This is a genomic window from Streptomyces sp. NPDC005820, assembly GCF_040630255.1.
Lineage (GTDB): Bacteria > Actinomycetota > Actinomycetes > Streptomycetales > Streptomycetaceae > Streptomyces.
In genome coordinates this window covers 66,053-83,313 of sequence record NZ_JBEXXE010000024.1, presented here as the reverse complement: position 1 = coordinate 83,313, position 17,261 = coordinate 66,053, and the positions used below count along the sequence as shown (strand labels likewise).

18 protein-coding genes and 1 pseudogene are annotated in these 17,261 nt (G+C 73.4%); 8 read left to right on the top strand and 11 right to left on the bottom strand.

What is annotated here, in order from left to right; genetic code table 11:
- Nucleotides 1-94: 94 nt before the first annotated feature.
- Together ABZ464_RS28190 and ABZ464_RS28185 are read left to right on the top strand one after the other, a co-directional pair.
- Nucleotides 95-703, top strand: coding sequence for a TetR/AcrR family transcriptional regulator (locus ABZ464_RS28190; RefSeq protein WP_359280925.1), 609 nt, complete (start codon nt 95-97; stop codon nt 701-703).
- A gap of 101 nt (nt 704-804) precedes the next feature.
- Nucleotides 805-1,530 carry a DUF2470 domain-containing protein gene (locus ABZ464_RS28185; RefSeq protein ID WP_359281094.1) on the top strand — a complete coding sequence of 242 codons (726 nt, stop codon included), beginning with the start codon at nt 805-807 and terminating at the stop codon, nt 1,528-1,530.
- On the opposite strand, the gene ABZ464_RS28180 is transcribed toward ABZ464_RS28185, so the two are convergent.
- From ABZ464_RS28180 to ABZ464_RS28170, 3 genes are all read right to left on the bottom strand, one after another.
- The gene (locus ABZ464_RS28180; protein ID WP_359280922.1) at nt 1,498-2,751 is read right to left on the bottom strand and encodes a lactonase family protein; all 1,254 of its coding nucleotides are present in this window, start codon (nt 2,749-2,751) and stop codon (nt 1,498-1,500) included. The genes ABZ464_RS28185 and ABZ464_RS28180 overlap by 33 nt on opposite strands.
- A gap of 94 nt (nt 2,752-2,845) precedes the next feature.
- On the bottom strand, nt 2,846-3,925 hold the full coding sequence (locus ABZ464_RS28175) for a hypothetical protein (RefSeq protein ID WP_359280920.1): 1,080 nt from the start codon (nt 3,923-3,925) through the stop codon (nt 2,846-2,848).
- Nucleotides 3,926-3,971: 46 nt separating this feature from the next.
- Nucleotides 3,972-5,225 (bottom strand): FUSC family protein, encoded by a 1,254-nt coding sequence (locus ABZ464_RS28170; RefSeq protein ID WP_359280917.1) that lies wholly within the window; start codon nt 5,223-5,225, stop codon nt 3,972-3,974.
- Between the two features lie 171 nt (nt 5,226-5,396).
- Between ABZ464_RS28170 and ABZ464_RS28165 the strand changes: the two genes are divergently transcribed.
- Nucleotides 5,397-6,785 (top strand): erythromycin esterase family protein, encoded by a 1,389-nt coding sequence (locus ABZ464_RS28165; RefSeq protein ID WP_359280915.1) that lies wholly within the window; start codon nt 5,397-5,399, stop codon nt 6,783-6,785.
- Nucleotides 6,786-6,804: 19 nt separating this feature from the next.
- Here the strand turns inward: ABZ464_RS28165 and ABZ464_RS28160 are convergent, their stop codons facing one another.
- Nucleotides 6,805-7,299, bottom strand: coding sequence for an FBP domain-containing protein (locus tag ABZ464_RS28160; RefSeq protein WP_359280913.1), 495 nt, complete (start codon nt 7,297-7,299; stop codon nt 6,805-6,807).
- Nucleotides 7,300-7,407: 108 nt separating this feature from the next.
- Between ABZ464_RS28160 and ABZ464_RS28155 the strand changes: the two genes are divergently transcribed.
- Complete coding sequence (locus ABZ464_RS28155) at nt 7,408-8,457, top strand: DUF3626 domain-containing protein (RefSeq protein WP_359280911.1); 1,050 nt, start codon at nt 7,408-7,410, stop codon at nt 8,455-8,457.
- A gap of 16 nt (nt 8,458-8,473) precedes the next feature.
- Here the strand turns inward: ABZ464_RS28155 and ABZ464_RS28150 are convergent.
- Both ABZ464_RS28150 and ABZ464_RS28145 read right to left on the bottom strand, forming a co-directional pair.
- Nucleotides 8,474-8,792 (bottom strand): annotated as a pseudogene (locus ABZ464_RS28150) (hypothetical protein); the annotation flags it as partial.
- Between the two features lie 13 nt (nt 8,793-8,805).
- A complete protein-coding gene (locus ABZ464_RS28145; RefSeq protein ID WP_359280908.1) occupies nt 8,806-9,402 on the bottom strand; it encodes an HD domain-containing protein in 597 nt (198 codons plus the stop codon).
- Nucleotides 9,403-9,550: 148 nt separating this feature from the next.
- Here ABZ464_RS28145 and ABZ464_RS28140 point away from each other — a divergent pair, with 148 nt between their 5' ends.
- From ABZ464_RS28140 to ABZ464_RS28130, 3 genes are all read left to right on the top strand, one after another.
- A complete protein-coding gene (locus ABZ464_RS28140; protein WP_359280906.1) occupies nt 9,551-10,840 on the top strand; it encodes an ROK family transcriptional regulator in 1,290 nt (429 codons plus the stop codon).
- Between the two features lie 55 nt (nt 10,841-10,895).
- Nucleotides 10,896-11,123, top strand: coding sequence for a hypothetical protein (locus ABZ464_RS28135; RefSeq protein WP_359280903.1), 228 nt, complete (start codon nt 10,896-10,898; stop codon nt 11,121-11,123).
- A gap of 180 nt (nt 11,124-11,303) precedes the next feature.
- On the top strand, nt 11,304-12,209 hold the full coding sequence (locus tag ABZ464_RS28130) for a hypothetical protein (RefSeq protein ID WP_359280901.1): 906 nt from the start codon (nt 11,304-11,306) through the stop codon (nt 12,207-12,209).
- 12 nt (nt 12,210-12,221) lie between these two features.
- Here the strand turns inward: ABZ464_RS28130 and ABZ464_RS28125 are convergent, their stop codons facing one another.
- The 3 genes from ABZ464_RS28125 to ABZ464_RS28115 all read right to left on the bottom strand — a co-directional run bounded on the left by ABZ464_RS28125 (nt 12,222) and on the right by ABZ464_RS28115 (nt 15,377).
- A complete protein-coding gene (locus tag ABZ464_RS28125; RefSeq protein WP_359280898.1) occupies nt 12,222-13,250 on the bottom strand; it encodes an SDR family oxidoreductase in 1,029 nt (342 codons plus the stop codon).
- 80 nt (nt 13,251-13,330) lie between these two features.
- Complete coding sequence (locus ABZ464_RS28120) at nt 13,331-14,320, bottom strand: SDR family NAD(P)-dependent oxidoreductase (protein WP_359280895.1); 990 nt, start codon at nt 14,318-14,320, stop codon at nt 13,331-13,333.
- 34 nt (nt 14,321-14,354) lie between these two features.
- Entirely contained in the window at nt 14,355-15,377 is a 1,023-nt protein-coding gene (locus ABZ464_RS28115) for a PHP domain-containing protein (RefSeq protein WP_359280893.1), read from the bottom strand.
- Between the two features lie 113 nt (nt 15,378-15,490).
- On the opposite strand from ABZ464_RS28115, the gene ABZ464_RS28110 reads away from it, so the two are divergent.
- Nucleotides 15,491-15,730, top strand: a complete 240-nt coding sequence (locus ABZ464_RS28110) for a hypothetical protein (RefSeq protein ID WP_359280891.1) — start codon at nt 15,491-15,493, stop codon at nt 15,728-15,730.
- Here the strand turns inward: ABZ464_RS28110 and ABZ464_RS28105 are convergent.
- On the bottom strand, nt 15,727-16,407 hold the full coding sequence (locus tag ABZ464_RS28105; RefSeq protein WP_359280888.1) for a VanZ family protein: 681 nt from the start codon (nt 16,405-16,407) through the stop codon (nt 15,727-15,729). The two genes, ABZ464_RS28110 and ABZ464_RS28105, sit on opposite strands and share 4 nt — an antisense overlap.
- 86 nt (nt 16,408-16,493) lie before the next feature.
- A complete protein-coding gene (locus ABZ464_RS28100) occupies nt 16,494-17,156 on the bottom strand; it encodes a DUF4230 domain-containing protein (RefSeq protein WP_359280884.1) in 663 nt (220 codons plus the stop codon).
- Between the last annotated feature and the right edge of the window lie 105 nt (nt 17,157-17,261).

The following is a 17,261-nucleotide window of genomic DNA, read 5'->3' as shown; positions in this document are numbered from 1 at the left end:
TTGAACCAGCGGCAGGTTGGAGCTGTTGTACGTGGGTTCAATAACGCGCCCAGTCTCGTCCCGTCGTTGAACCGGCGTCAAGTAAAGTGCGGGCATGGCCGCGAACCAGGGGGAGCGCACCCGGCGCCGACTCAGTACCGAGGAGCGCAGGGAACAGCTCCTGTCGGTGGGCGCGCGGCTGTTCTCGGAGAGTCCGTACGACGAGGTCCGGATCGAGCGGGTCGCCGGGATCGCCGGGGTCTCGCGCGGGCTGCTCTACCACTACTTCCCGACCAAGCGGGACTTCTTCGCGGCGGTCGTCGAGCGCGAGAGCGAGCGGATGCTGCGGATGACGGCGGCGGTGCCCGGCGTCCCGGTCCGCGAGCAGCTCGCCGCGGGCCTCGACGCCTATCTGGAGTACGTCGAGACCCATGCGCACGGCTACCGCGCCTTCCACCGCGCGGACGCGGCGGGCGACCAGGTCGTGCGCCGGGTCTACCAGCGGGCCCTCGCGGCGCAGGAGGAGCAGATCCTGGCCGCCCTCGGCGCCGACCCGGAGTTCGGTCCGCTCTTCGAGGAGCGCGCCGAGGTGCGGCTGGCGGTGCGCGGCTGGCTGGCGTTCATCACGGCCGTCTGTCTGGAGTGGCTGCGCGGTCCGGATCTGACGAGGGAGCAGGTGCGGGACCTGTGCGCGCGGGCGCTGCTCGGGGTCATCGCGCCCTGACGGATGACATAAAAGATCACCTGTGCCGGTTGGCGTGCGCCCCGATCTCCGATAGGTTAGGCAAGGCTTACCTAAGGAGGTTCGGGATGGGTGACAGCCACATGGGCGACGGCCACAGCTGGACGGCGGTGCCCGGTGCGGCCGAGCGGGCCCGGTCGGTACTGGCCGCCTCGTGGTCCTGCGCGGTGACCGCGGACGGCGGACGCGAGGAGTTCGTCGGCGCGCACACCGTCGACGAGGACGGCCGGGTGCACCTCCATGTGCCCGACGACAGCTCCCTGCTCACGGCGGCCATCTGCGCGCCCCGCGGCGAGCCGTCCGCCGTCCTGGAGTTCGCCGACGTGGCGCCCGTCCCCGTGCGCAACCGTATCCGGGGCCGGCTCTGGCTCGCCGGCTGGTTCGCCCCCGAGGACGACCACCTCGTCCTCCACGCCACCCGGGTCGTCCTGAAACAGCCCACCGGCGCGGTCGTCGTCGGCCTCGACGAGTTCGCCGAGGCCCGCCCCGACCCCCTCGCCACCGCCGAGGCCCAGCTGCTCACCCATCTCGCCGACGCCCACCCGGACGCCGTCGAGCGGCTCACCCGGCTGGTCCGGCACGACAGCCTGCACGGCGCGGTACGGGTCCAGCCGCTCGCCGTCGACCGGCACGGACTGACGCTGCGCATCGAACGCGCCCGCGCCCACGGCGACGTACGACTGCCCTTCCACGCGCCCGCCGACGACGTCGGCCAGCTCACCGAGCGCATGCACGTCCTGCTCACCCAGGCGAGCACCGCGTCCTGCCCGCGCGCCCTACAGCGGCAGCGCACAGACGGCGACGGGTGACGCGAACGGCTCGCCCGCGAGCCGCAGTTCACCACTGGCGCCGTCCACCTCGAAGACACCGACCGTGCCCGAGCGCTGGTTCGCCGCGAACAGCAGACCGCCGTCCGGGGAGAGGGCGATCTGCCGGGGGAAGTCCCCGTGCACCGGGACCGTGCCGAGCAGCCGCAGCCGGGCGCCGTCCGCCTCCACCGCGTACCGGGCGAGGGTGTTGTCGCCCCGGTTGGCCAGATAGGCGTACGCGCCGTCCGGCGTGACCGCGAACTGCGCCGGATAGTTGGGGTCCGCCTTCGCGCCCGTGGACTGCGGCGCGCCGATCGTCACCCGGCCGCTGCCGGCGTCGTACCCGCAGACCGCGACCGTGTCGTCGCCCTCGTTGGCGAGGTAGGCGTGGCGGCCGCCGGGATGGAAGGTGAGGTGGCGGGGTCCCGCGCCCGGCCGGGTGTGCGCCTGCGCGACCTCGGTGAGCGTGCCCTTCCGCTCGTCCAGGCGGTAGCTGTACACGGTGTCCGTGCCCAGGTCCACGGCCAGCACATGCCCGCCGTCCGGCGCCGTGAGGAACTGGTGGGCGTGCGGCCCCTGCTGACCCGGTCCCGGCGCCGGACGGGAGTGCACGACCCGGTCGGTGCGCTCGCCCAGCGCCCCCGAGGCCTCGATCGGGTGCACGGCCACACTGCCCGAGCCGTAGTCGGCGCTCAGCAGCCAGCGCCCGCTCGGATGCACCGACACATGGCAGGGGTGCTCCCCGCCCGTCGCCCGGCTCCCGAGCACCTTCCGGTCGGACAGCCGTACGGCGGTCACCGTGCCCTTCGCCCGTTCGTTCGCCGCGTACAGCGTGCCGCCGTCCGGGTGGATCGCGAGGTACGACGGGTCGGGGACGCCGGTGATCGTGCCCCGGCCGGTGATCCGGCCCGACGAAGGGTCGTACGAGGCGACACCGATGCCCTTTCCGCCGCCCTCGGCGGAGGTGTAGGTGCCCAGGTAGAGGGGCCGGGGGCCGGAGGGGCTGGGCGCCGGCTCCGGCGAGGCGGAGGCGGCGGCGGACGACGAGGGCTGCGGGGCCGACGCGGTCTCCCGCGCTTCCCGTGCCGCCCCGGTCGAACCGTCCCCGTCACCGTCTCCGCCGCAGCCCGCCACCGCCGGAGCCACCGCCGCACCGCCGAGCACCGCGACGAACCGCCGCCTGCTCCAGCTTGCGCGCACCCCTTGCGTCCCACCGTTCATGTCCCGCACCTCAGGTCGTCCCGCGCCCCCGTCGTACACAGCACCTTGACGCGGAACGACCCTCGAACGCAAAAGCGGCGGAGCCGTGGCCCGGCTACCAGTCGCCGTCCTGCACCGGCTCGCCCGGCGCGTCCTTCAGCTGGTGCACCTGGCCGGGCGCGGGCTGCTGCCAGGGGTCGAGGTCGTCCCCGAGCCAGTCGCCGACCGGCTTCACCCCGGACAGGGTCTCGCTCGGGGCGAGGTCCCGCGCGCCCTCGTCGTAGTAGTCGAACCACGGCAGCCCGGCCTTGGTGTACGCGGCGCGGTCGACCGGGGACGGCGGGGGCTCCTCGCCCGTGATGCGGCGCCACTCCGGGGGAGTGACCAGGTGCACGAAGACCCGCGCGGCGGGTTCCCGCGTGTAGTCCTCGACCGGGCGGGTGTCCCGGTAGACCTCCTGCCGCATCGAACCGCCCACGCCCAGGCCCATCGCGGCGGCCGCCCGGGGCCGGGGCGCGCCGGGCGGGGCGGGGACCGCGGCGGGCATCATGGGCATGGCCGCCTGCGGGGGCATCGCACCGGGGGCCGGCGGCATCCCGCCGTACCCGCCGCCGCCGACCGACTTCACGCTCCGCGTCTCCAGGGAGAGGACCCGCTGCGCCTCCTCCCACTCCGCGCGCTTCGCCTCGTTCAGCGGGAAGGACTGCAGCTGGACCCCGCCCCACACCTCCTCGCCGGTGACCTGGCCCTCCACGGTCGCGCCCAGGCCGAGCGGCACCGCCACGAACTGGCGGACCGTGCCCTTCCCGGAGTTGATGCCGTCCAGCCAGGGCTGACGCGGCAGCGCCAGGTAGTTCTGCGGGTCGGGGGAGAGCCGGTCGCTCCACGGCTTTCCGGAGACCGCGCACACCTTGCCCGCCCCGACCTGCAGCGCGGCCGGTTCCGTGGAGCCCGCGAAGCCCAGCCACATCGCCTCGCGGAGATACATCGGCAGCATCACGCCACCGCGTGCCAGCCACTCGGCGGGCACGGTGTCCTCGTGGTCGGCGACCCGCCGGAGCGGGAAGGTCCCCAGCCCGGGCGGCAGGTCGTGCTCGCCGCTCTCCGGCAGCCGCAGGGTCCGCATGAACCGCACGGCCACCCCGCCCGGCAACCTCAGTGTGTCCCCGTCGATCCGTACGGTGGTGTCGGCCACAGGCGCGCTCCCTCGCATCCGGCGCCGGCCCCGTCCCGGCGCTCCCTCACAGAGAACGCCCGCCGATCCCCGTACGGTTCCGCCACAGCTCCTCCTGAATGCCGAGGCGCTCGCGCAACCGCGTCAGCCGCGGCATCCGCGCCCGCTGCTCCGAGGAGACCCGGTCCAGCTCCTCCAGGAGGCGGCGCGAGCGGTGCTCGGTGTCCAGCTCGTCGAGCATCCGGTTGACCTCGGTGAGCAGGGCGCCGTGCAGCTGCCACTGCCGGGCGTCGTGCTGGAGCCGCTCCAGCAGCAGCTGGGCGAGCTTGTCGCGGGTGGCGGCGGCCTGCCGCAGCTCCGCGGTGAGCCGGGCCTCGGCGGCGTCCGCGTTGAGGCTGACGTGGGTGGTGACCAGCACCGCGAAGCTGACCACGGCGTTGGCGATCTCCGACAGCAGCCGCTCCACCACCTCCCCGGTCTCCTTGGGGAACAGTGGCTCGGGTTCGCGCTCCTTGGCGAGGTCGGTGAGGGTGCGGGCCAGCACCCGCAGGACGACCGTGCAGATCTCCAGGGTGTCCAGGCCGGTGCGCAGCACCACCCGGTGCAGCAGGCCCTCCCGCACCCGGGGATTGAGCCGCAGTGAGTCCTCGGCCTGCCGCAGCGCCGCGTCCACCTCGACGATGTCGTGGTCGAGCCGGCGTGCCTCGTGCAGCCGGGCGGCCGCCTCCTCCGGCGCCGGGCGGCCGGCCGCCTCCTCGCCGATGCGCAGCATCAGCCGGCGCAGCCGTCGGGCCAGCCCCTCGATCGACTCGCCCGCCTCCTCGATCCACACCGGGGGCGGCAGCAGCAGATTGACGGCGAGACCGACGACCGCGCCGATCAGGGTCTCCACGATCCGCGCCCAGGCCGTGTCCCCGACGGTGGTCACGCCCAGCACCAGCATGGCGCTGATCGCCACCTCCGGCACGTACTCGTCGACCCGCACCAGGTTCCCGACCGCCAGCGAGGCCACGATCAGCAGCGCGAGGCTCCACCAGGTCAGGCCGACCAGTTGGCTGAAGGCGATGGCGACCAGCACACCGGCCACCACCGAGTTGACCCGCCGGATGCCGTTGGTGAGCGTGGCGAACAGGGTGACCTGGACGACCAGCAGCGCGGTCAGGGGCGCGGTGAGGGGGGCCGCCTCGGGGCTGAGCCGCAGGGCGACGACGTACGCGAGCGTCGCCGCCGCGGCGGAGCGGAACGCCTGGACGACCGCGGGTTCCCGGTGACGCTGCAGAAACCGTACGAACGGCGCCGCTCGCTGACTTACCTCTCGCATTCCCGGACCAGTTCCCCTTCCCCATGGTGCTCGAACGTTTCTTCTGTACCCAGGGTGCCGTCGGGAACACGGTGCGGGGAATCCCCCGTCTCACTCCTCGGGTCATCCGCACCCCCAGGACGGCGGTCCGCTGGATGGTTTCCACGGGTGCCGCGGGGCGACGCTCGGTTCATGAGACTTCACACCATCCGACTCGGCATCCCCCTGGTCCTCTCCCTGCTCTGCGTCACCACCGCCACGACCGTCACTGTCGCGGCATCCGGGGCATCCGCGGCCCCTGCTGCCACCACGGCCCGTGCGGCGCCCGGCGACGGCGGGCCGTCGGTCGTCGCGGCCCTCGACCGCGCCGCCCACCCCCTGCGCACGGTCGAACCGGGCGGCGCGACCGGCGATCTGCGGCCCCTCGACCGGATGATCGGCGACGCGCGGGTGGTCGGCCTCGGGGAGGCGACCCACGGCTCGCACGAGTTCTTCGCCCTCAAGGACCGTGTCTTCCGCCATCTGGTGGAGGAGAAGGGATTCCGCACCTTCGCCCTGGAGGCGCCCTGGAGCACGGGCGTCCGCCTCGACGACTACGTGGTGCACGGCCGGGGCGACCCGGTGCGCATCATGGACGAGGAGTTCCAGCGGGACTACCGGTGGTGGAACAACACCGACTACCTGCGTCTGGTGCGCTGGATGCGGGCGTACAACGTGGACCACCCCGGCGATCCGGTGCGGTTCGTCGGCGACGACATCGCCTGGACCGGCCCCGAGATGTACGACCAGGTCACCCGGTACGTCGCCGACCACCATCCGGAGCTCTCGGCCCGGCTCGCCGAGCTCTACCGGGGGCTGCGGCCCACCCGGGCCACCGGCGCCTACATCGCGGCGTACCTCGCCAGGCCCTACGCCGAGCGCGCCGAGATGGCCCGGCGGACCGGGCAGGCACGGGAACTCCTGCGCGGGCTGCCGCCGGGCGCGGACCGGGAGGCGTTCGAGCGGATGCTGCAGAGTGCCACCGCCATCGACCGGACCGCAGGGCAGTACGCCTTCGACTTCGACGATCCCGCGCGGGCCGCCGCCGCCATGCGCTACCGCGACGAGGCGATGGCCGACAACGTGCTGTGGTGGCAGCGGCACACCGGCACCAGGGTGCTGTTGTCCGCGCACGACACCCACCTCGGGTACGTCTCCCCGGATCCCGCCGAGCATCCCGAGGTGCAGGGCGCGTTCCTGCGCGACGCCCTCGGCGCCGGATATCTGAGCGTCGGCGTCACCTTCGACCGGGGGTCGTTCCGGGCGACCGGCTCCGACGACGGCGCCGTACGGCGCTGGACGCTGGGACCCGCCGGCCCCGGCAGCAACGAGGCGACGCTCGACCGGGTGCGGTACCGCGACTACGCCGTCGACCTGCGGTCCGTGGGCGAACCGGCCCGCACCTGGCTGTCGGCGGCCCGGCCGACGCGCGCGATCGGCACCGCCTACCCCGAGGAGCCGCAGGACATCGCCCTCGCGTCCACCCATGACGTGCTGATCCATCTGCACCGGGTGGCGGCGGCCGCGCTGCGGGGCCGGTAGCGGACCGTTCCCGACCGGTTCACGCGTACAGCGTGTCGAGGAAGGCCGACAGACGGCCCGTCGTACGGGCGATCTGCTGGTCCAGGGTGAGGCTCTCCTCCAGCCGGCCGCCCGACTCCGGGACCTTCCTGCCGCGCACGTACAGGGAGCAGGCCAGGTCCGTGCACATGTACAGGCCGACCGAGTTGCCCTCCCGGCCGGCCGCGCCCGCCTTGCGGGCGGTCATCAGCGAGACCCCGCCGCCGGGGTGGGTGGTCAGACACAGCGAGCACATGCTGCGGTGCAGGGCGCCGTGCCGAGAGGGCGGGAAACGCAGTGCGACGCCCAGGAGTTCGCCCCGCCGCTCGGCGACGAGATGGCTGCGGTCGGGCGCGCCCGGATCCCGCCAGCCCAGGAAATCCAGGTCCGCCCACGGGAGTTGATCCAGATCACGGGGGACGTATATCCGTTTGGCGTCTCCCTTCGAGCAGTTGACGAACGAGGTGCGGATATCGCTTTCGGTGAGTGACCTCATGGGGGAGTCTCCTGGGTGTCTGTCCGTGTTCCGTGCACAACCTAGGACCTCACAACCTAGGACCTCTAGGTTTTAGCCTAGACTAAGCAGTCGCACCCAGGAGAGCCAGTGGATTTCCCGCACTTCCCCGCGTCGCCGCGCGCCCGGACCGCCCTGCGGCATGTCGCCGCCCGCTCCACCGGCCCCGCCCTCGGCCCGGACCTGCGGATCACGCTGAACTTCCACCCGGACCGGGAGGCCGGCGGCCTGTCGGTCCTCGCCGCGCTCGCCCGGGACGGTGCCTACCGCTCGCAGTTCGCCACCGGCACGAGCAACGGCGGCCTCACCGCCCACGCCGGCGGCGACCGTTGGCGCTGGGAGAGCCGGATCTTCGGCGGGGCGTACGACGACGCGGACCCCGGCGAGCGACCGGTGTACGGCGCACTGGACTTCCGCCGCCAAGTCGTGGGCGCGGCCCCGAGGTTCGGTTCCTCGCACCTCCGGCTGCACCCGGGCGCGCTCACCCGTGCCACCTTCTGCTACCCCGACAGCGCGGCCGAGCCCGCCGACTTCGGCGTCGCCGCCGCGATGCCCCTGATCGCCCTGGCCGAGGCGGACGAGCGGGACGCGCTCAACGACTACGTCGAGGCGCATGTCCACGGGGGCGTCGATCTCGCCCGGGACGTCGAGGCGCTGGTGCTGGACCCGAGTTACCGCGGCACCCCGGTCGAGGAGGCGGCCGGCGCGCTGCCCTGCCCGGTCGAGTGGCACCCCGGCTACCGCATCACCGTCGCACAGCTGTACCGGTACGCCGAGTACCGGGGCCGCGCGTACGCCGAGCTGGGCGCCCGGATCGCCGAGGACGGAGTCGTCGACCCGCGCATGATCGGCGACGCGGCCCGCGGCGGACGGCATGCCCCGCAGGACCTCAAGATGGTCTGGCACACCCTCGCCCGCTTCGGCGCACCCCGGGGCGCGGGCACGGCCGAGGCGACCGAGGGCGCCGTCGCCCGCCACCTGACCGACACCGCCGGCCTCCCCACGCCGACGACGGCAACGCCCTGTGCGCCACCGACGGCAAAGCCCCATGCGCCTAGGGCGGGAACGCCCTGCGCACCGTCGGCGGGGGCGGCAGGCTCCGGCGGTCACACGCCCGCCGTAAGCACGCCCGACGCATAGGTGCGGGCGGCGCGGGAGGTTCGCGCTCGCCGAGGACGCGCGGCATCACCAGCAGTGCGGGAGCCTCCTCGACGCTGTCGCTCACCGGGTCCGCTGTGAGCTCCCCGTACCGCTCCCCGTACCGCTCCCCGTACCGCTCCCCGTACCGCTCCCCGTACCGCTCCGCGCCGCCGGGTGCCCGCCGGCGCACCGACACCTGGTGGCGCGAGCGGTGCCTTCAGCGGCAGGACATGGCCGTACACCTCGCCCACGGCGACCGGCACCGTCACGCGGTCGAAGAGGGGCAGCGCGCGATTGCGCCACGGCACGCCGGACCGGTCGGTCTCCTGAACCATGGAACACGCGCTCTCAGCCGACGGGATGAGCCGCCTGCCAGGCCAGTCGGCGCCGAGCGCCCTCGCCGACACCGGTGAGGAACTCGTCCAGCGCCAGGAACTCCTCCCAGACCGGCCGGCCGCCCGCCCGGGACAGCTCCGCCACCACCAGGTCCTCCAGGTCGGCCACCCGTTTGTCCTTCCACACCTTGTCGGCGAGGCTCACCAGCAGGTCCTCGATCTCGACGCCCGGCGCCTGCCAGGAGGCGTGACTGCCCGCGAAACGCGCCAGACCGGGAGCCACCCCGCGCGCCAGCAACAGCTCCCGCCCGGCCTCCTCGTGCCGGGCGCCCGGACCGGACAGCTCACCGGGGTGCAGCACCTTGCCGATGTCGTGCGTGGCCGCGCCGAACAGCACCGCCGATCCGTCCACGGCCAGTTCCGGACGGTGCTCCCCGATCCACTCCACGATCCCGGCGGCGACCTCGTGCACCGCCCGCAGATGGGCGACCAGCCGGGGCGGCGCCCCGAGTTCGGCGAGCAGCCCGGCGACGCCCGCCGGCAGGGGCCGCAGCGGCGGATCCGACGTCTCGGCCAGGGCGATCGACAGCACGTCCGGGGTGGAGGTCATCGATCGAGCCTAATAACCCGAGTCGGACGACCGGGCAAGCACCCCGGGCGTCGCTTGTCTCGCATCATGAACTAAGGGTTGGGGAAAGTCGCGCCCCGCCCGTTCCCGAGGGTATGTTGCAGATCGGGCAGGGGGCGAAAGGAGCGTCATGACGGGGCGGAACGGGCGAACGGTACGCGACCTCAGGCGGGCCAACCGCACGGCCGTCCTGCAACGGCTCTACTTCGACGCCCCCCTCAGCCGCTTCGAACTGGGCCCGGCCACCGGCCTGAGCTCCGGCTCGATCAGCAATGTCGTCGCCGACCTGGTCGCCGACGGACTGGTCGAGGAGGCCGGCAGCGTCGACTCCGACGGGGGCCGCCCCCGCATCCTGCTGCGGGTCGCCCCCACCAGCGGCCACATGATCGGCGTGGACGTCGGCGAGACCCGGGTGCGGATCGAGCTGTTCGACCTCACCCTCACCGAACTCGCCCGCGCGGAGCGCCCGTTGGAGCAGCAGCGGTACGAGGTCGAGGGGATCGTCGGCCACATCCGGGACGGCGTCGCCGAGGTGCTCGAAGCGGCCGGCCTCGCCCCCGAACGGCTCCTGGGCGTCGGTATCGGCGTCCCCGGCATCGTCGAGCACACCCCCGACGGCGGCGCCGTCGTGCACGGACAGACGATCGGCTGGGACGCCGTCCCGCTGGAGGCGCTGCTGCGCGAGGGCTCCCCGCTGCCCGACACCGTCCCGTACTTCATCGACAACGGTGCCAGGACCCTCGGCCAGGCCGAGATGTGGTTCGGCGCCGGACGCGGTGCCCGCAACGCCGTCGTGGTCCTCTTCGGCTCCGGCGTCGGCGCCAGCCTCGTCACCCCCGAGGCGGAACAGGGGCGCGCCCTCGAATGGGGGCATCTGACGGTGCGGGTCCGGGGCCGCCGCTGCCGGTGCGGAGCCCTCGGCTGTCTGGAGGCGTACGCGGGAGCCGAGGCGCTTCTCGACCGCTGGCGCGAGGAGGGCGGCCGGCCGCCCGCGGACACCGACGAGGAGACCGCGCTCGCCGTGATGCTCGCCGCCGCCCACCCGGAGGACGGCGCCGAGGCCGATCCGGTCGCCCGCGCCGTCCTCGAGGAGACCGCCGAGTACGTGGGCGCCGGCCTGTCCGACCTGATCAACCTCTTCCAGCCCGAGCGCATCCTCATCGGCGGCTGGGCGGGGCTGCAGCTCGGCGCCCGCCTGCTGCCCGCCGTACGCCGCCACGCGACCGCCTACGCCCTCGGCCACCCGGCCCGCAAGGTCACCGTCGACCTCGGCAGGCTCGGCCCCGACGCGGTCACCGTGGGCGCGGCGATCCTCCCGCTCGCCGACTTCTTCGCCCGCGGCGGCCGACGCCCCGAACCGCGGCCCGCCGTTCCCCGACCGGCCTGGCACACCGCCCTCCAGGAACGCACCCCCCACTGAGGTTTCGCGGGCCGCAGTCGAGGTACCCGCCACCGTCCCCCGAAGGGAGCACACCGTGGCCGCCCACCCCGACGAGGGCCCCGACGAGACCGGCGCCCCGATCCCCCGAGACCTGCCCGACCAGCAGACCCGCCCGGGCGAGGACCCCTGGGACGTCACCACCCCCGATAGGCCCGACACCGAACTCCCCGACCCGGACGAGGCGGGCACAGGCCGCCGCGGCGCCCCTCACGCACCAGGCACCCACCCCGACCGCCCGGTACCGGACGAGCCGTCCGACTGAGCCGCTCCACCGGAGCCGCCCCACCGAGCCTTCCGGCTGAGGCGCGCCACCGAGCCGCGCCACCGAGCCGCTCCACCGAGCCGCTCCACCGAGCCGCCCGGACGAGCCGTCCGACTGAGCCGTCCCGCCGAGGCGAAACGCAGGTGCGTGCGCGCCGGACCCGCTGCGATCATCGGCCGCATGGCTGACTGGGCGACATACGTCGTCGCGCCGGAGGACGGCACGCACGAGGTGTACGAGGCGCGTTTCGGGGCGGTGGGCATCGACCACGACCTGCTGGCGGGTCCCGACGTCGTCCTGCCCGCCGTACGGTCCCGCCCCCGCGTCGACCGGTGGCGCGGAGACTGGATGTGCGAGGCGGCGGCCCTGTTCGACCTGCGTCGCCGCCTCCTGCTGTTCTCCGCGAGCGAGGGTCCGGTCACGCAGTTCCGGCATCGCGCCGTCACCTTGCGGGCGATCGCCCACGCCTGGCCGGGCTGGGAGCTGCGCTGGACCTACGACGGCCCCGCCGACCTGCGCCGCCACCTGGGCCTGGACCCGGCCGCGGTGCGCGAGCGGGACGCCCGGGTGTTCCCGGCCCCGCTGCTCGACCCGGACGACGAGGAGTTCGGGGAACGCGACCCGCTGGTCACCGCCGTCACGGTCGGCGACCGGCGCTGCCATCTGCTGGCGGCGATCAACGACCATCCGGTGGCCGAGGGCCCGGCCCTGCTCGACCGGCTCGCGGACGCCCATGACCACGGCCGGTGCACCGTGGCCGCCGAGGCCGGTCTGCACGTCGACCCGGTGGGCCGCCGGGTCGGCTGGTGGACGCTGAGCGCGGTGCCGGAGGCCGCGGAGATGGGCGGGCGCTGGCCCGGCTGGACCGTGGAGTGGTGGCAGGACCGGTGGCAGGAGCACGCCCGTGCGGCTCCCGGCCGACTGGTCCCGCCCCGCGTCGACCCGGAGCAGGCACGCGCCGAACTCCGGGAGGGCGCCATGGAGCACTGGTCCCAACGGCCGGGTGACCCGTGGTGCGGCTGGTTGCAGGCAGCGGTGTCCGACGCCGTCGCCGCACGGGTCGTACCGACCTTCGACAGCTGGTGAACGCCGTCCGTCTCAGCCGACCTTCCGGCCCCGCATCGGCGCCGTGGCCGCGCCGTTCCCGGACCGCAGGCCCTGCACGAACTCCTGGAGCACCTCCGTCGCCGTGCGCTCCGGGCGCCAGCCGAGTTCCGTGCGGGCCCGGGTGCAGTCCATCAGGGGGAGCCTGAGGACCGCGTCGAAGAGCTGCGGGGAGGCCGGCAGGAGACGCAGGCCCCAGGCCGCGGCGACGGCCGAGCGGGCGGCTGTGCGGGGGAGGCGTACCGGCCGTGCGTCGAACAGCTCGCCCAGCAGCTCGGCGTCCACGGCGGGCTCGGCGGCGAGGTTGAACGCGCCGCGCGCCTCGCTGCGCAGGGCGAGCCGGTACGCCTCGGCCGCGTCGTCGGTGTGCAGCGCCTGCACCCGCAGCCCGGGAATGTCGGGCAGGAAGGGCAGCAGGTCGGGGCGGGCGACCTGACCCGGCAGGAACCGGCCGCCGAAGATGCGCCGCTGCTCGCTCGCCGACTCCCGCTTGAACAGGAAGGCGGGCCGCATCCGCACCACCCGCACCTGCGGATGGTCGCGCTCGAAGGTGTCCAGGGCCCGTTCCAGATAGGCCTTCTCCCGGCAGTACGCGGCGCCCGGCCAGCCGTGCGTCGGCCATGACTCGTCCACCGCGCGCTCCTTCGGACCCGGCGAGTACGCGCCCACCGACGAGGCGTGCACCAGCACCGGCACCCGTGCGGCGGCCACCGCCTGGAACACCCGGATGCTGCCCAGCACATTGGTGCGCCAGGTCACCGCCGGATCGTGCGTGGGCTGGAACGCCCACGCCAGATGCACCACCGCCGCCGCGCCCTCGAACAGCCCGGCCAGACTGACGCCCTCGGACGCCAGATCGACCCCGGTCCACTCCGTCTTCGGCGGCGCCCACTCCGGCACCCGCCGGGCCAGGCCCCGCACCGAGGCGACGCCCGGATCCTCCGACAGCAGACGCACCACACTCGTGCCGACGTTGCCGGTGGCCCCGGTGACGACGACATCGCTGCCCGTTGAGCTGCTCACCTTCGGCTCCTCTCGGCGGTTCCCCCACGGGAGACGACCGCCGAGTACCCCCATGGGAACCCGGCACGCCCGTTCGGCGGCTAGGCGGCGAACGCGTTCACGCCGGTCAGCTCGGCCGACAGCTCCCACAGCCGGGCCGCCTGCTCGCGGTCCGTCGCCCAGGCCTTCACCCCGGCCCGCTCACCGCTCTCGGGAGCGGGCTCGGCGATGTCGCAGTCGTCCAGATAGACGCCGCCCATACCGTCCAGCTGCGGCGAGGTCGCCGCCCACACCTGGGTGGCCGCGCCCTGCTCCGGCGTCTTGAAGCCCGGCTGCGGGATCGGGTTGCCGTCCTCGTCGATCCAGCCGTTCGCCATCATCTCCTCCCTCGGCAGATGCCGCTGGAGCGGCGTGAGGATGCCGCCCGGGTGCAGGGAGAAGGCCCGTACGCCGCGGTCCCGGGCGAGTGCGTCGAGGTGCACGGCGAACAGCACGTTCGCCGTCTTCGCCTGCCCGTACGCCTGCCACTTGTCGTAGTCCTGCTGCCGCCAGTGGACGTCGTCCCAGCGGATCCCGGAGAAGTGGTGGCCGCGCGAGGACACCGACACCACCCGCGCCCCGCCGGGCTCGATGGCCGGCCACAGCCGGTTGACCAGGGCGAAGTGACCGAGGTGGTTGGTGGCGAACTGCGCCTCCCAGCCCGGCCCGACCCGGGTCTCCGGGCAGGCCATGATCCCGGCGTTGTCGATCACGAGGTCGAGCGTGCGGCCCGAGGCGAGGAACCGGTCGGCGAAGGCGCGCACACTGTCCAGGTCACCGAGGTCGAGCTCGTCCACCTCGACGTTCTCGACGCCGGCCAGATTCTCCCGGGCCGTCTGCGGGCGCCGCGCCGGGACGACGACCCTTGCGCCGGCCCTGACCAGCGCGCGGGTGGTCTCCAGTCCGAGTCCCGAGTAGCCGCCGGTCACGATCGCCAGCCGTCCGCCCAGATCGATGCCCCGCAGGACGTCGTCGGCGGTGCTCGTGGCACCGAAGCCCGAGCCGATCTTGTGCTGTGCGGTGAAGAGGTTGTTCTTGTCGCTTTCGCTCATGTCCGAAACGCTACGGATTGGAGCGCACTCCAAGTCAAGCGGAGACACCCTTCCGGGACCACTCCAGCAGCCGGCCCATCGGCCAGGTCGTCACGATCCGCCCGGCGGGCACCCCGCACTCCTCCGCCCGCGCGCAGCCGAGGATCTGCCAGTCCAGCTGGCCGGGCGCGTGGGCGTCGGTGTCGACCGAGAACAGCACCCCCGCCTCGACCGCCCGCCGCAGCAGCCGCCGGGGCGGGTCCAGCCGTTCGGGCCTGCTGTTGATCTCCACGGCCGTACCGGACTCGGCGCACGCCGCGAACACCTCGTCGGCGTCGAACTCCGACTCCGGCCGCCCCCGACCCTGCACCAGCCGCCCCGTGCAGTGCCCGAGGACGTTCGCATGCGGATCCCGTACGGCCCTGACCATGCGCCGGGTCATCGCCCGTCGCTCCATCCGTAGTTTGGAGTGCACGGACACCACGACCACGTCCAGCCGGTCGAGCAGCTCGGGCTCCTGGTCCAGGGAGCCGTCCTCGAGGATGTCGCACTCGATACCGGTCAGCAGCCGGAACGGCGCCCAGGACGCGTTCAGCTCCCCGACCACCTCCAGCTGGTCGCGCAGCCGCTCCGGCGACAGCCCCCGGGCCACCGTCAGCCGCGGCGAGTGGTCGGTCAGTACGGCCCACTCGTGGCCGAGGGCGGCCGCGGCGCGGCCCATCTCGTCGATGGGGCTGCCGCCGTCCGACCAGTCGGAGTGCAGATGGCAGTCGCCCCGCAGCAGCGCCCGCAGCTCCTCACCGGCGCCGTCGGTGAGCGGCCGCCCCACCTCGTCCTCGAGTTTTTGCAGGTAGGCGGGCACCTCCCCGGCCAGTGCCGCGCGCACCACCTGGGCCGTCTTCGGCCCCACCCCCTTCAGCGACTCCAGCGTGCCGGCCTCCGCCCGGCCCGCCACCTCGCCCTCGGGCAGTCCCGCCAGCACCCGGGCGGCCGTGCGGAACGCCTTCACGCGGTAGGTCGGCGCCAGGGACCGCTCCAGCAGGAACGCGATCCGGTCCAGGGCTTCGAGGGGATCCATCGCCACCTCCTCGCTCCAGAGTTCCCCAGCACGGCGCCCGCCGCACGACGGGCGCCGCCGGGGGGCGATTTCCGGCGATCCGTACCGGCCGGTTGCGATTTACGCTCTATTACATGACCGAAGTCGCGAGCCCCTTTATGAACCAGCCACGGATCTTGGTGCTCGGGGTGCAGCCGGGCACACCCCCGTTCCGGATCGTGGAAATCGACGGCGAAGTGGTCGGTTCGGCGCATACCGTCACCGACGTCCTGGAGACGGCCGCCGCGTTCGGCATCACCGTCCACGACCTCGACGACCCCGATGTCGTGCGCTGGGTGGGCGGCGACAAGTACACCTGGAGGCCGCGCCTCTAGGAGTCGCCGCGGCGGGGCCGGGGAGCGTGCACCGCGCGGCTCATGCGGCGCCCCAGGAGCAGATAACCGAGCAGCGCGCCCGTCGTGTTGAGGATGACGTCGTCGATGTCGAAGGCGCGCCCGGTGATGAGCGCGCCCTGCGCGAACTCCACCAGCAGCATCACGGACGCCGTGAGCAGCAGCACCCGCAGCACACCGCGCGCCTTCGGCGCGAGCACCGGCACCAGAATGCCGAACGGCACCCCGAGCAGCACGTTCCCGCCGATCTGCTTGACCGCGTCCCGCAGCGCGGGCTGGTCCAGATAGGCCTGCAGCGAGCGGCCCGGACGCAGGTTGGAGTGCACGAGCGCCTCGGAGGCGGGCGACGGCTCCAGCGTCAGCCGCGCCAGCACGACGGCGAACCCCACCATGAAGGCGAACGCGAACAGCATCGCGAGCAGCCGCAACGGAAAGGGCACCATCCGCGGCCCGGAACGCGCCGGTGCCTTCTTCTTCCCCTTCTCCGCGCCGGCTTTCTTCTCGGGGCCGGTCTTCTTGCCGGACGCGGTCTTCTTTCCTGGCGCCGCGGTCTTCCTGGACGCGGCCTTCTTTCCGGGGGCGGCCGGGTCGGGTGGCCGGTCGCCCTTGGGCGGGCGCAGGCGGAACACGGTACGCGGACGTGAGGCGGCACGGGCCATGCGGTCCTCCAGTCTTCAACTTACCTGCGTCCTAAGGCGGTTACCCGCGTACCGCCCGAGAATGCCGCCGAGCGGGAGGGGGCCGATCAGGACGCGTAGGTGACCTTGACGTCCTTGAAGCCCAGGGAGTGCAGCAGACCCTCCAGCATGTCGGTGGTGTTGGTCTCGGCGCGCGCCGTCAGCTCGCTGTCCTTCGCCGCCTCGCCGATGTGCTTCACGGCGAGTTTCTGCACGGCCTGCTCGCTGTTGGGGTTGTCCGAGAAGAGATCGCCGAGGCGGTCGAGGAGACCGCGCTGCTTGGAGACCGCGTAGGAGCGGTCCGGGTCGAGCGCCGGCTTGCCCAGCTGGGCGTGCGGCAGCCGGAGCGTGGCCGACGTACGGTCGCCGTCGACCGTCACGTCGTCGTCGCCCACCTTGCCGAGGTCGACATAGGCGTCCACGGTGCCCGCCCCCACGTACAGCGTGCGGGTGCCGCGCAGGGCGTCCGGGAGGTACTTGGCGTCCTTCTCCAGGTCCACGACGACCTGGAAGTTGCCGGAGGCGGCGTCGTAACGGCTCATGTCCTGGATGGACTTGAGCAGGGCGGGGCCCGAGCGGTCCTTGGTCTCGGTGCCGAAGAACTCGCGCAGCCCGGGCAGCAGGCTGAGCCGGATCCCGGCGAACATCACGGTGAGCACGACCACGACCGCGATGAGCACCTTGGCCCAGCCGGGTATGCGCCCCTGGAGGCGCTTGACGGGAGTCGTCATGGCGACGGCCCTCCTTCCTGTCAGGACGGATTCCCGTCAAAGCCGTTGCCAGACCGCCTTGTTGACGACCTGTGACAGAACTCGACGTCCCGGGGTCATGATCCG

Coding starts and splice junctions, on each gene's coding strand:
- ABZ464_RS28120 (WP_359280895.1), bottom strand. CDS start 14,320: ATGAGCGAAAGCGACAAGAACAACCTCTTCACCGCACAGCACAAGATC.
- ABZ464_RS28140 (WP_359280906.1), top strand. CDS start 9,551: ATGACGGGGCGGAACGGGCGAACGGTACGCGACCTCAGGCGGGCCAAC.
- ABZ464_RS28190 (WP_359280925.1), top strand. CDS start 95: ATGGCCGCGAACCAGGGGGAGCGCACCCGGCGCCGACTCAGTACCGAG.
- ABZ464_RS28130 (WP_359280901.1), top strand. CDS start 11,304: ATGGCTGACTGGGCGACATACGTCGTCGCGCCGGAGGACGGCACGCAC.
- ABZ464_RS28165 (WP_359280915.1), top strand. CDS start 5,397: ATGAGACTTCACACCATCCGACTCGGCATCCCCCTGGTCCTCTCCCTG.
- ABZ464_RS28115 (WP_359280893.1), bottom strand. CDS start 15,377: ATGGATCCCCTCGAAGCCCTGGACCGGATCGCGTTCCTGCTGGAGCGG.
- ABZ464_RS28110 (WP_359280891.1), top strand. CDS start 15,491: ATGACCGAAGTCGCGAGCCCCTTTATGAACCAGCCACGGATCTTGGTG.
- ABZ464_RS28180 (WP_359280922.1), bottom strand. CDS start 2,751: ATGAACGGTGGGACGCAAGGGGTGCGCGCAAGCTGGAGCAGGCGGCGG.
- ABZ464_RS28100 (WP_359280884.1), bottom strand. CDS start 17,156: ATGACGACTCCCGTCAAGCGCCTCCAGGGGCGCATACCCGGCTGGGCC.
- ABZ464_RS28185 (WP_359281094.1), top strand. CDS start 805: ATGGGCGACGGCCACAGCTGGACGGCGGTGCCCGGTGCGGCCGAGCGG.
- ABZ464_RS28105 (WP_359280888.1), bottom strand. CDS start 16,407: ATGGCCCGTGCCGCCTCACGTCCGCGTACCGTGTTCCGCCTGCGCCCG.
- ABZ464_RS28170 (WP_359280917.1), bottom strand. CDS start 5,225: ATGCGAGAGGTAAGTCAGCGAGCGGCGCCGTTCGTACGGTTTCTGCAG.
- ABZ464_RS28145 (WP_359280908.1), bottom strand. CDS start 9,402: ATGACCTCCACCCCGGACGTGCTGTCGATCGCCCTGGCCGAGACGTCG.
- ABZ464_RS28160 (WP_359280913.1), bottom strand. CDS start 7,299: ATGAGGTCACTCACCGAAAGCGATATCCGCACCTCGTTCGTCAACTGC.